Source organism: Geodermatophilus sp. TF02-6 (genome assembly GCF_003319115.1).
Lineage (GTDB): Bacteria > Actinomycetota > Actinomycetes > Mycobacteriales > Geodermatophilaceae > Geodermatophilus.
Genome location: NZ_QOHF01000002.1, coordinates 287,146 through 299,250 on the forward strand (window position 1 = coordinate 287,146; position 12,105 = coordinate 299,250).

Genomic DNA, 12,105 nt, shown 5'->3' on the forward strand with positions numbered 1-12,105 from the left:
CGGTGACCGATCCGCGCGACACCGATCCGCGCGACACCGATCCGCGCGACACCGATCCGCGCGACACCGATCCGCGCGACACCGATCCGCGCGACACCGATCCGCGCGAGGAGGGGCGCCGGCGCGACGTCCCCACCGCCACCTACCGGCTGCAGGTCACCGCCGAGCACACCCTGGACGACGCCGCGTCGCTGGCCGGCTACCTGGCCGACCTCGGGGTCAGCCACGCCTACACCTCCCCGCTGCTGCGCGCGGCGGCGGGCAGCACGCACGGCTACGACACCGTCGACCACGCGCACGTCGACGAGTCCCGCGGCGGGCGGGAGGGCTTCGACCGGCTGGTCGCGGCGCTGCACGAGCACGGGCTCGGGCTGGTGCTCGACCTGGTGCCCAACCACATGGGCGTCGGCGACCCCGCCGAGGCGCCGTGGTGGTGGGACGTGCTCCAGCACGGGCGCGACAGCGTCCACGCCGCCGCGTTCGACGTCGACTGGGACGCAGGCGCCGGCCGGGTGCGCATCCCGGTGCTCGGGTCGGCGGACGACGTCGAGAAGCTCGAGGTGGTCGACGGGCCGGACGGCTCGGAGCTGCGCTACCACGACCACCGCTTCCCGATCGCGCCCGGCACGGGTGAGGGCAGCCCGCAGGAGGTGCACGACCGCCAGCACTACGAGCTGGTCGACTGGCGGCGGGCCGACCGCGACCTGAACTACCGGCGGTTCTTCGCGATCAACACCCTGGCCGGGCTGCGCGTGGAGGACCCGGAGGTCTTCCGGGCCACGCACGAGCTGGTGCTGCGGCTGGTCGCGGACGGCGCGGTCGACGGGCTGCGGATCGACCACCCCGACGGGCTGGCGAGCCCTGCGGGGTACCTCGACCGGCTGGCCGAGGCCACCGGCGGCCGGTGGACCGTGGTGGAGAAGATCCTCGAGCCCGGCGAGGACCTGCCGGAGTCGTGGCGGACCGCCGGGACGACCGGCTACGACGCCCTCGCCGAGGTGGACGACGTGCTCGTCGACCCGGCCGGGGAGCCGGCGCTGACCGCCCTGGACACCGAGCTGTCCGGCGCGCCGGTGGACTACGCCGAGCTGGTGCGGAGGAGCAAGCGCGAGGTCACCGACGGGATCCTCGGCTCGGAGGTGGCCCGGCTGGTGCGGGTCATCGGCGAGCTGCCGGGCGTCGACGTCGACACCGAGGAGGAGGCTCTGGCCGAGCTGCTGGCCTCCTTCCCGGTCTACCGCACCTACCTGCCCGACGGGCGCGAGCACCTCGACGCCACGGTGGCCGCCGTCCGGGAGCGCCGCCCGGACCTCACCGCCGCCGTCGACGCCCTCCACCCGGTGCTGTCGCGGGCCGGCACCGAGGCGGCGACCCGGTTCGAGCAGACCAGCGGCCCGGTCATGGCCAAGGGCGTGGAGGACAGCGCGTACTACCGGTGGGCGCGGTTCGTCGTGCTCAACGAGGTCGGCGGCGACCCGGCGCGCTTCGGCAGCACGGTCGCGCAGTTCCACGAGGCCCAGCGCCGCCGGGCCGAGCGCAGGCCGCGGTCGATGACCACGCTGACCACGCACGACACCAAGCGCAGCGAGGACACCCGCGCCCGGCTGGCGGTGCTGGCGGAGGTCCCCGACGAGTGGGCGCAGCTGGTGCGGGGCTGGCTGGAGCGGCACCCGCTGCCCGACCGGCCGCTGGCGCACCTGATGTGGCAGAACCTGGTCGGGGCCTGGCCGCTGTCGCGGGATCGGGCGCACGCGTACGCCGAGAAGGCCGCCCGCGAGGCGGGGACGTCGACGACGTGGACCGACCCGGACGAGGAGTTCGAGGCGGCGCTGCACGCGCTGGTCGACGCCGCCTACGACGACCCGACGACGAACGCCGAGGTCGAGCGGTTCGTCGCCCGCATCGCGCCGTCCGGCCGGTCGAACTCGCTGTCCCAGAAGCTGCTGCAGCTGACCGTGCCCGGCGTCCCGGACGTCTACCAGGGCACCGAGCTGTGGGACCTCTCCCTGGTCGACCCGGACAACCGCCGCCCGGTCGACCACGACCTGCGCCGCCGGCTGCTCGCCCGCCTCGACGAGGGCTGGGTGCCGCCGGTGGACGCCGAGGGCGCGGCGAAGCTGCTCGTCGTCTCCCGGACCCTGCGGACCCGGCGGGAGCACCGGGAGTGGTTCGCCGGGTACGAGCCGGTGGCGGCCACCGGGTCGGCGGCCGGGCACGTGGTGGCCTTCGACCGGGGGTCCGGCGAGGAGGGCGGCGCGGTGACGGTGGCGACGCGGCTGCCGGTCGGGCTGGCCGACGCCGGTGGGTGGGGCGACACCGCGCTGCAGCTGCCCAACGGCGCCTGGCGGGACCTGCTCACCGGCGACCGGTTCGTCTCCGATGCCGCCGGGCTGCCCGTCGATCCGCTGCTGGAGCGGCTGCCGGTCGCCCTGCTCGTCCGGAACTGAGAGCGAGTTCACACCCGCCCCGGACCGACGCTCCTGGGGCGGGTGTGACCAGCGGTTCTGCTCCGGCCGTCCGCCGGCCGGCCGGGCTGGGACGGGGTGCCGCCCGGGGTGGGACGCGCCCAGCCGTGACCTGTTCGTTACCTTGTTCTCGCACCCGCCCGACCGAGACCGGGTGCCGGAGCCGATCCGCCCAACCCCGTCCGTCGGCGTCCGTCCCTTCCGAGCTCGAGTCCGGACGGGGGTGGGGGACCCACAGCTGACGCCTCCCGCGTCTGGGGGTGAAGCCGCACCGCGCGGCCGGGCACCCGATCGCCCGAACCCGACAGCTAACCCCGCCGGCGGCGATCGGAGGATGCATGTCCCAGCACGTCCTGCCCCGGCACAGCCGTGCCCGCCGCCTGGTGCGCGGCGGTGCGCTGACCCTGGGCGCCGCGGCCGTCGGCCTCGGCGTCCTCGCCTCCCCGGCGTCGGCCGCGACGCACGACTGGAGCGGCGTCGCCCAGTGCGAGTCCGGCGGCGACTGGCACATCAACACCGGCAACGGCTACTACGGCGGGCTGCAGTTCGCCCAGGGCACCTGGGCCGGTTACGGCGGCACCGCCTACGCCGCCCGCGCCGACCTGGCCACCCCGGCGCAGCAGATCGAGATTGCCGAGAAGGTCCTGGCCGGCCAGGGCATCGGCGCGTGGCCGGTGTGCGGCAAGTACCTGACGGGTGGGACGACGGCCGTGGCCGCCACCCAGGCGGCCGCCCCCGCGCCGAAGCCGGCCCCCGCGCCGAAGCCGGCTCCCGCGCCGAAGCCGGCTCCGGCGGCCGAGGCGTCCGCGCCGTCCGCCAGCGGGCAGACCCACACGGTCCACAGCGGCGACACGCTGCAGAAGATCGCCCAGAAGTACGGCGTCGACGGTGGCTGGCGGGCCGTGTTCGCCGTGAACCGCGACAAGGTCGACGACCCGAACCGGATCTACGTCGGTCAGGTGCTGCGGCTCCCCTGAGCCGTGCGGCGGCCGGGGGAGCTCCTCCCCCGGCCGCCGGCCCGGTCGGGGCCCGCGGGGATTGACCGCGACTGCCGCGGGCAAGACCTCCCGGCCACCCCCGATCCCCTGGAGGCTCCCGCATGTCCGCACCAGTCCAGTTCGCCGTCTGGGCGCCGGTTCCCGAGCGGGTCCGGCTGCAGGTCGACGGAGCGGTGCACGACATGCACCGGGACGACGGCGGCTGGTGGCGGGCCGAGGTGGAGACCTCCCCGGAGGCCGACTACGGCTTCCTGCTCGAGGACGACGACACGCCCCGCCCGGACCCGCGCTCGCGCCGCCAGCCCGACGGCGTGCACGGCCTCTCGCGCCGGTTCGACCCGGCCTCGTACCGGTGGGGCGACGCCGCCTGGACCGGGCGGCCGCTGGCCGGCGGCGTGGTCTACGAGCTGCACGTCGGCACGTTCACCCCCGAGGGCACCCTGGACGCCGCGATCGGCAAGCTCGACCACCTGGTCGACCTCGGCGTCGACTTCGTCGAGCTGCTCCCGGTCAACGGCTTCAACGGCACGCACAACTGGGGCTACGACGGCGTCCTCTGGTACACGGTCCAGGAGACCTACGGCGGCCCGGTCGCCTACCAGCGGTTCGTCGACGCCTGCCACCAGCGCGGCCTCGGCGTCGTCCAGGACGTCGTCTACAACCACCTGGGGCCGTCGGGGAACCACCTCCCGCTGTTCATGCCGATCTTCAGCACCGGCGGGCCCAACCCGTGGGGGTCCTCGATCAACCTCTCGGGGCCGGACTCCGACGAGGTGCGCCGCTACGTCATCGACAACGCGCTGATGTGGCTGCGGGACATGCACGTCGACGGGCTGCGGCTGGACGCCGTCCACGCGCTGGTCGACGAGCGGGCCACCCACCTGCTCGAGGAGCTGGCGCAGGAGGTGGACCGGCTGTCGGTCGCCGTCGGCCGGCCGCTGACGCTGATCGCCGAGAGCGACCTCAACGACCCGCACCTGGTCACCCCGCGGGCGGCCAACGGCACGGGCATCTCCGCGCAGTGGAGCGACGACTTCCACCACGCGCTGCACGCCACGCTGACCGGCGAGGGGCAGGGCTACTACCGCGACTTCGCCGAGGCCGGGCTGGCCGGGCTGGCCAAGACGCTGACCGGCGCCTACTTCCACGACGGGACCTGGTCCAGCTTCCGGCGCCGCGCCCACGGCCGGCCGGTGGACACCGCCGTCCTGCCCGGCTGGAAGTTCCTCGGCTACCTGCAGGACCACGACCAGATCGGCAACCGCGCCACCGGCGACCGGATCTCGGCGTCCCTCTCCCCCGGCCTGCTCGCCGCCGGCGCGACGCTGGTGCTGACCAGCCCGTTCACCCCGATGCTGTTCATGGGCGAGGAGTGGGGCGCGAGCACCCCGTGGCAGTTCTTCACCAGCCACCCCGAGCCCGAGCTGGGCCGGGCCACCGCCGAGGGCCGCACGCGCGAGTTCGCCGAGCACGGCTGGGACCCCGCGGTCGTCCCCGACCCGCAGGACCCGGAGACCTTCACCCGGTCGAAGCTGGACTGGGCCGAGGTGGAGAAGGAGCCGCACGCCCACCTGCTCGCCGTCCACCGCACGCTGCTGGCGCTGCGCAAGCAGCACCCGGACCTGGTCGACCCCGACCTGACGCGGGTGGCGGTCGGCTGGGACGACGAGGACCGCTGGCTGGTCGTGCACCGCGGCGCGCTGCGGGTGGTGGCCAACCTGGCCGACGCCCCGCGGGAGGTGGCGCTCGACCGCGCGGCCACCGGCGTGCTGTTCGCCACCGGGGACGAACCCGACCTGGCCGGGACCACGGTGGCGGTGCCGGCCGAGAGCGCCGCCGTGCTCACCACCGCCTGACGTGCGCCGGCTGCTGCCCGGGCCGGCCGGCGACCTCGATGACGACGGGCTGGTGGAGGCCTACCGGCTCCCGCCGGGGCGCTCGGTGCGGGTCGACTTCGTGGCCTCCCTGGACGGTGCGGTGACCGTCGACGGCCGCAGCGAGGGCCTGGGCTCACCCGGTGACCAGCGGGTGTTCCGGGTGCTGCGGGCGCTGGCCGACGTGGTGCTGGTCGGACACGGCACGGCGGCCAGCGAGGGGTACGGGCCGGTGGTGGCGGGCTCGACGCTGGGTCGGATGCGCGCCGCGCTGGGCCGGCCGGCCGAGCTGCCCATCGCGGTGGCATCGCGCCGGGCGTCGCTGGTGCCCGGCGACCGCCTCGCCGTCCCTCCGACGGTCCTGGTCACCTGCGCCGCCGCCGACCCGGGCCGGCGGGCCGCCCTGGCCGACGCCGGGGTGAGCGTGCTGGTCTGCGGGGAGGACGACGTCGACCTGCCGCTGGCCCTCGACCGGCTGGCCGAGCTCGGCCACGAGCAGGTGCTCTGCGAGGGCGGTCCGGTGCTGCTGTCCGCCGCGCTGGCCGCCGACGTGGTCGACGAGCTGGACCTGTCGATCGCCCCCGCCCTGGTGGGCGCCCCAGACCGGCTGGTGGCCGGAGCGCTGCCCGACATCGTCCGGCTCGACCTGCGGCAGCTGCTGGAGGAGGACGGCGTCCTCTTCGCCCGCTACGCCCTGCTCCACCATCCTCTGCGGGTCAGCGCACCCGGACGGGCACCGTGACCTGGTCGGCGTCCACCTTCTCGACCGGTTCCAGCTCAGCGACCTCGAGCACCCGGTGCATCGGGAAGACGCGCACCGCCCCTCCCGTCTCGACCAGCAGCAGGCCGTCGGCGAAGCGCACCACCACGTCCTGGAACACCGGGTCGTCGCCGGTCAGGGAGACCGACCGGGCGCGGTAGGTCATGTCGGGCCGGTACTCCGAGACCTCCATGCACCCGGACGCTAGCGGCCGCCGGCCGGGTCCGCCGTGGGGCGCACGTCAGCCGACGAGTCGCACCGCGTCGCCGTAGCCGAGCAGGCGCTCGTCCGCGGTGAGCAGCACGGCGCCCTCGGCCACGGCCTGGGCGACGAGCAGCCGGTCGAACGGGTCGCGGTGCACGTCCGGCAGGTGCTCGACCGCTGCGGCGTGCTCGGCGCTGACGGGGAGGTGTTCGAGCGCGAGCTCGGTCGTCATGCGGCGGGTCCACGTCCGGACGTCGGACCCGACCGACAGCTTGCCCAGGTGCTGCTTGATCGCCAGCTCCCAGACGCTCACCGCCGACACCAGCCGTCGGTCGGCGTCGGCGACCAGCTGCCCGGCCGCACCGAGCCGCTCGGGGACCGCGGCGGCCCACACGAGCACGTGGGTGTCGAGGAGGAGCCTCACCCGTCTCCCTCGAACGCCCGCTGCAGCTCCTCGGGCAGGGGGTCGTCGAAGTCGTCGGCGATCCACACGTTGCCGCGGTCGAAGCCGAAGTTCGGCGTACGGCGGGCCGGCCCGACCAGCCGGGCCACCACCCGGCCGCGGTTGGTGATCTCGACCTCCTCGCCGGCGGCGACCTTCTCGAGCAGCCGGGACAGGTGGGTCTTCGCCTCGTGCACCCCGACGGAGGTGGTCATGCCATCTAGTCTAGTCGAGCGTCAGGGTCGACACCCCATCCGGTGGCCACCGGTCGCGTCCGAGGTCCGCGGTCAGCGGTGGCTGCTTGACTGACCGGCATGGACCTGCCCGTGCTGCCGCCGGTGAAGCCGATGCTGGCCAAGGCCGTCACCACGATGCCCACCGCCGAGGGGCTGTACTACGAGCCGAAGTGGGACGGCTTCCGCTGCATCGTCTTCCGGGACGGCGACGAGGTGGAGCTGGGCAGCCGCAACGAGCGCCCGATGACCCGCTACTTCCCCGAGGTGGTGGCCGCGGTGCAGGCCGCGCTGCCCGAGCGGTGCGTGGTCGACGGCGAGGTCGTCGTCCCCCGCGGCGACCGGCTGGACTTCGAGGCGCTGCTGCAGCGGATCCACCCCGCCAAGTCGCGGGTCGACCTGCTGGCGCAGGAGACGCCTGCCTCCCTCGTCGCCTTCGACCTGCTGGCGATCGGCGACGAGTCGCTGATGGAGGTCCCCTTCGCCCAACGCCAGGCCCGGCTGCGCGAGGTGGTCGGGGCGGGTAGCGGGTCGGTGCACGTCACCGCGATCACCCAGGACGTCGCCACCGCGCAGCGCTGGTTCGCCGAGTTCGAGGGGGCGGGGTTGGACGGCGTCGTCGCCAAGCCCGCGGACCTCCCCTACGCCCCCGACCAGCGGCTGATGACCAAGGTCAAGCACGTGCGCACCGCCGACTGCGTCGTCGCCGGGTTCCGCTGGCACAAGAGCGGGCCGGTGGTCGGGTCGCTGCTGCTGGGCCTCTTCGACGACGGCGGGACGCTGCAGTTCATCGGGGTCGCCGCGTCGTTCCCCATGGCGCGGCGGGCCGAGCTGGTCGAGGAGCTGGCGCCCCACCGGGCCGAGGTGCTCGACGGGCACCCGTGGCAGCACTGGGCCAACGCGGACACCGGCAACGGGGACGCCGACCGCATGCCCGGTGCGCAGAGCCGGTGGAACGCCGGCAAGGACCTCTCCTGGGTGCCGCTGCGCCCGGAGCTGGTCGTGGAGGTCAGGTACGACCAACTGGAGGGACGCCGACTGCGGCACACCGGCCAGTTCCTGCGCTGGCGGCCCGACCGGGACCCGCACAGCTGCACCTACGACCAGCTCGAGGTGCCGGTGCGCTACGACCTGGCGGAGGTCCTCACCGGCTGATCGCCGGCCGACGGCCTGTCGCGGGCGGGTCCGCACCCACCGTCGGCCTAGCATTGCTGTCCGTGTCGAACGGTCGAGGTGAGCTGCTGCGGACGACGGCCCGCGGGCTGGGCCAGTCGCTGCTCACCGTCGGCTTCGTGCTGCTGCTGTTCGTCGTCTACGAGCTGTGGGTGACCGACCTGCAGAGCGACGCCGCCCAGGAGGAGCTGGCCACCGAGCTGCGCGAGGAGTGGACCGGGCCGGCGCCGTCGGTGCCGGCCGAGATCACCTCCGGCGAGGCGTTCGCCTTCCTGCACGTCCCGCGGCTGGGTGCCGACTACGCCCGGGCGGTGGTCGAGGGCACCGGCGGTGCGGAGCTGGCCCAGGGCCCCGGCCACTACACCGGGACGGCGATGCCCGGGGAGCAGGGCAACTTCGCCGTCGCCGGGCACCGGGTGGGCCGGGGGTCGCCGTTCCTGGAGCTCGACGAGCTGCGCCCCGGTGACCCGGTCGTGGTCGAGACCGCCGACCGCTGGTTCGTCTACCGGGTCCTGGGCGACCCGGCCACGGGCTCCTTCCACGACGACGACGATGACGACGACGGCGGCGGCCTCGTGCCCGGCCGGGAGATCGTCTCCCCCAGCGACGTCTCGGTGATCTCCCCCACGCCCGGGGGCGCACCCGGCGGTCCGCCGACCGGCGCCTACCTGACGCTCACCACCTGCCACCCCGAGTACTCCGCCCGCCAGCGGCTGGTCGTGCACGCCGTGCTCGACGGCGCCCCGCTGGCCCGCGCCGACGCCCCGCAGGGCCCGCCGCCTCTGCGGGAGGGATGAGGACCGCCCGTGTACTCCTGGATCTGGCGGCACCTGCCCGGCCCGACCGCGGTCAGGGCGCTGCTCGCGCTGCTGCTCGTGGCCGCGGTGAGCGCGCTGCTGCTGTTCGTCGTCTTCCCCGAGGTCGAGCCGTACCTGCCGTTCACCGACGTGACCGTGGACCGCTGACCCGTCCCGTCCCCCGCCCGGCTGGCCGTGCCCGGGCCCTCCGGCAGGCCCTCCTCGCGGCTCACCCGCTCGCGGTCAGCTGGTCGCCGGCCCTCCCCGAGGACGTGCTGCGCCTGCACGGACGCCGCGGTCGACGCCTCCCCGATCGACCTCACCGTGCCGCGGGACGGGCCGACGTGCCCGGCCGGATGAGACCCTGACCCGCCCGAGCCGAGGAGCCCCATGGCCAGCAGCAGCAGCAAGGACGCCGTCGTCCTCGACGTCGACGGGCACGAGGTGCGCGTCTCCAACCCGGAGAAGCCGTACTTCGCCGAGCGCGGGATCCGCAAGATCGACGTCGTCGAGTACTTCGTCGCGGTCGGCGGCGGGATCCTGAACGCGCTGCGGGACCGGCCGACGACGCTGGAGCGCTGGCCGGGCGGCTTCTTCGAGGGGGCCCGGCTGTCCACCCGGGTGGACAACACCGGCGACGCCTTCTACCAGAAGCGGGTGCCGAAGAACGCCCCGGAGTGGGTGCCGACCGCGCACATCACCTTCCCCAGCGGGCGGACGGCGGACGAGATCGCACCCGACTCGGTGGCCGTCGTCGCCTGGTGCGCCAACCTCGGGACCCTGACCTTCCACCCGTGGCCGGTCGACAAGGACGACGTCGAGTCGCCGAACCAGATGCGCATCGACCTGGACCCGCAGCCGGGCACCGACTTCGCCGACGCCGTGCGGGTGGCCCCGCACGTGCGGGAGCTGCTGGGCGAGCTGGGCATGCAGGGCTGGCCGAAGACCTCCGGCGGGCGTGGGGTGCACGTGTACGTGCCCATCCGGCCGCGGTGGACCTTTCCCGAGGTCCGCCGGGCGGTCATCGCGTTCGGCCGGGAGCTGGAACGTCGGCTGCCCGCCCAGGTGACGATGTCGTGGTGGAAGGAGGAGCGCGGCGAGAAGATCTTCATCGACTACAACCAGATGGCCCGGGACCGCACCATCGCCTCGGCGTACTCCATCCGGCCCCGGCCCAACGCGCCGGTGTCGGCGCCGGTCGACTGGGACGAGCTGCCCGACGTCCGACCGGAGGACTTCGACGTCCGGACCATGCCCGCGCGGTTCCGGGCGGTCGGGGACAAGCACGCCGGTCTGGCCGAGCACGCCTTCGGCATCGAGCCGCTGCTGGAGCTGGCCGAGCGGCAGGCGAAGGACGAGGGGCTCGGCGACCTGCCCTATCCCCCCGACTACCCGAAGATGCCCGGCGAGCCGATGCGGGTACAGCCCAGCCGCGCGAGGCGCTCTACCAGCGGAAGCTCTTGATCACGACGACGATCCAGGGCTGGCACACCGCTCATTCGCCCGATACCAGGGAGATTGCTCGTAGGTTGACTCACGCGGCGGCGGCGATACAGGCCAGTTCGGGATCGGCGAAAGCCGCGGACGATGTGCCTGAAGTCGAGCCGGTGCATGGTCTACGCGTTCACCGCGACGGCGGTGGACAGCGACATCGGCAGCGCCCCGACCAGCGTCGGGAAGACGAACCCGACCCCCACAGCACCAGGGGTGCGAGCGGACGCATCCCAGGATGCAGCCGGCCGCCCGCCACGTGTGCTGCTCCCCGTCACCCGCGCAAGCGCTGACCGACCGACAGCACCGGCAGCCGGTCGTCGCTGAGCGGGATCACGCCGGTTTCGTCGCAGCCGATCACCCGCGAGGCGCCCACGCGCTGAGGCCTTCTCGTCGGACAACCGGCCGCCGTGCGGACCGCTCGGCCTTCATCGCCCTTCGCCGGCCGCAACCGGTCGCCCGGCGTCGCTGTCGGACCCCGTGCCGGGCAGGGCGTCGGTTGCCAGGACGAACTCGTGGTGCATGCGTTCCCGCTTCGTGCGGAGGTAGCGCACATTGTGCGGCGTCTGCACGACCGGCAACGCCACCCGGCCGACGACGTCGAGTCCGTAGCCGTCGAGCCCGCCGTACTTGGCCGGGTTGTTGGTGATCAGCCGTAGCCGCCGGATGCCCAGGTCGCCCAGGATCTGGGCCCCGACGCCGTAGCTGCGCGAGTCAACCGGCAGGCCCTGTGCGGTGTTGGCGTCGACGGTGTCCAGCCCCGCTTCCTGCAGCGCGTACGCCCGGATCTTGTGACCGAGGCCGATCCCGCGCCCTTCCTGGCCGCGCAGGTAGACCACCGCGCCGCTGCCCTCGGCCACGATCTCGGCCAGTGCTTGCTCGAGCTGTGCGCCGCAGTCACAGCGCAACGAGCCGAGGATGTCCCCGGTGAGGCACTCGCTGTGCACCCGCACGAGGGCGCCGCGCTCGCTGTGCCCGGCCGCGGCGACGTCCCCCATGACCAGCGCGAGGTGCTCGACGCCGTCCAGCAGGTTGCGGTAGGCCACCGCGCGGAACTCGCCGAACGCGGTCGGCATCTGCGACGCGGCCACCTGCTCGACCAGCCGCTCGGTGGCCCGCCGGTGGCGCACGAGATCGGCCACGTCGAGGACGAACAGGCCGTGCGCCGCGGCGAAGGCGCGGAGATCGGCCCCGGCGCGCATGCCGCCGTCCTCAGCGGTGATCTCGCCGATGACACCGACCCCGGAGAGACCGGCCATGCGGAGCAGGTCGACAGCGGCCTCGGTGTGGCCGGCGCGGATGAGGACGCCGCCCTCCCGGGCGCGCAGCGGGAACACGTGACCGGGCCGACGCAGGTCGCCCGGGCGGGTGGCCGGATCGGCCAGCGCGTGGAAGGTCGCGGCGCGGTCGGCGGCCGAGACACCGGTGCCCGTTCCAACCGCGTCGACGGTGACGGTGAAGGCCGTGCTGTGGGCGTCGGTGTTGTGCGTGACCATCTGCGCTAGTGTGCCGGTCCTGAAATCGGGTGTGTCATGGATGTATGGCCGGTAAGCCGAGAGATGCGCTGGTGATCAGCCAGGACGAGCGGCGGACGCTCGAGGGATGGGCGCGTCGCCGCAAGACAGCCCAGGGGCTGTCCACCCGGGCCCGGATCGTCTTGGAGTGCGC

12 protein-coding genes and 1 riboswitch are annotated in these 12,105 nt (G+C 74.2%); of the genes, 8 read left to right on the forward strand and 4 right to left on the reverse strand.

Features of this window, described 5'->3' with window-relative positions:
• Nucleotides 1–2 precede the first annotated feature (2 nt).
• From treY to DQ238_RS03375, 4 genes are all read left to right on the forward strand, one after another.
• The gene (gene treY, locus DQ238_RS03360) at nucleotides 3–2,447 is read left to right on the forward strand and encodes a malto-oligosyltrehalose synthase (protein ID WP_113779871.1); all 2,445 of its coding nucleotides are present in this window, start codon (nucleotides 3–5) and stop codon (nucleotides 2,445–2,447) included.
• A gap of 212 nt (nucleotides 2,448–2,659) precedes the next feature.
• Nucleotides 2,660–2,803: riboswitch (cyclic di-AMP (ydaO/yuaA leader) on the forward strand.
• On the forward strand, nucleotides 2,804–3,442 hold the full coding sequence (locus DQ238_RS03365) for a transglycosylase family protein (protein WP_113779872.1): 639 nt from the start codon (nucleotides 2,804–2,806) through the stop codon (nucleotides 3,440–3,442).
• Nucleotides 3,443–3,564: 122 nt separating this feature from the next.
• Nucleotides 3,565–5,319: a malto-oligosyltrehalose trehalohydrolase gene (gene treZ, locus DQ238_RS03370; RefSeq protein WP_113779873.1), complete on the forward strand. Its 1,755-nt coding sequence runs from the start codon at nucleotides 3,565–3,567 to the stop codon at nucleotides 5,317–5,319.
• A gap of 1 nt (nucleotide 5,320) precedes the next feature.
• On the forward strand, nucleotides 5,321–6,079 hold the full coding sequence (locus tag DQ238_RS03375; protein WP_113779874.1) for a dihydrofolate reductase family protein: 759 nt from the start codon (nucleotides 5,321–5,323) through the stop codon (nucleotides 6,077–6,079).
• Here DQ238_RS03375 and DQ238_RS03380 read toward each other — a convergent pair.
• From DQ238_RS03380 to DQ238_RS03390, 3 genes are read right to left on the reverse strand one after another with little or no spacing between them, the layout of a single operon-like run.
• Complete coding sequence (locus DQ238_RS03380) at nucleotides 6,054–6,290, reverse strand: hypothetical protein (RefSeq protein WP_113779875.1); 237 nt, start codon at nucleotides 6,288–6,290, stop codon at nucleotides 6,054–6,056. The genes DQ238_RS03375 and DQ238_RS03380 overlap by 26 nt on opposite strands.
• Before the next feature lie 48 nt (nucleotides 6,291–6,338).
• Nucleotides 6,339–6,725 (reverse strand): type II toxin-antitoxin system VapC family toxin, encoded by a 387-nt coding sequence (locus DQ238_RS03385; protein WP_113779876.1) that lies wholly within the window; start codon nucleotides 6,723–6,725, stop codon nucleotides 6,339–6,341.
• Nucleotides 6,722–6,958, reverse strand: coding sequence for a type II toxin-antitoxin system Phd/YefM family antitoxin (locus DQ238_RS03390; protein ID WP_113779877.1), 237 nt, complete (start codon nucleotides 6,956–6,958; stop codon nucleotides 6,722–6,724). The genes DQ238_RS03385 and DQ238_RS03390 overlap by 4 nt, the downstream gene beginning before the upstream one ends.
• Before the next feature lie 99 nt (nucleotides 6,959–7,057).
• Here DQ238_RS03390 and DQ238_RS03395 point away from each other — a divergent pair, with 99 nt between their 5' ends.
• From DQ238_RS03395 to DQ238_RS03405, 4 genes are all read left to right on the forward strand, one after another.
• Nucleotides 7,058–8,131 carry an ATP-dependent DNA ligase gene (locus DQ238_RS03395; RefSeq protein WP_113779878.1) on the forward strand — a complete coding sequence of 358 codons (1,074 nt, stop codon included), beginning with the start codon at nucleotides 7,058–7,060 and terminating at the stop codon, nucleotides 8,129–8,131.
• Nucleotides 8,132–8,193: 62 nt separating this feature from the next.
• A complete protein-coding gene (locus DQ238_RS03400; RefSeq protein WP_233495673.1) occupies nucleotides 8,194–8,946 on the forward strand; it encodes a class E sortase in 753 nt (250 codons plus the stop codon).
• A gap of 9 nt (nucleotides 8,947–8,955) precedes the next feature.
• A complete protein-coding gene (locus tag DQ238_RS23000; RefSeq protein ID WP_199506103.1) occupies nucleotides 8,956–9,114 on the forward strand; it encodes a hypothetical protein in 159 nt (52 codons plus the stop codon).
• A 222-nt stretch (nucleotides 9,115–9,336) separates the two neighbouring features.
• On the forward strand, nucleotides 9,337–10,410 hold the full coding sequence (locus DQ238_RS03405; protein WP_113779879.1) for a DNA polymerase domain-containing protein: 1,074 nt from the start codon (nucleotides 9,337–9,339) through the stop codon (nucleotides 10,408–10,410).
• A gap of 455 nt (nucleotides 10,411–10,865) precedes the next feature.
• Here the strand turns inward: DQ238_RS03405 and ribA are convergent, their stop codons facing one another.
• A complete protein-coding gene (gene ribA / locus DQ238_RS03410) occupies nucleotides 10,866–11,933 on the reverse strand; it encodes a GTP cyclohydrolase II (RefSeq protein WP_233495674.1) in 1,068 nt (355 codons plus the stop codon).
• Nucleotides 11,934–12,105 lie beyond the last annotated feature (172 nt).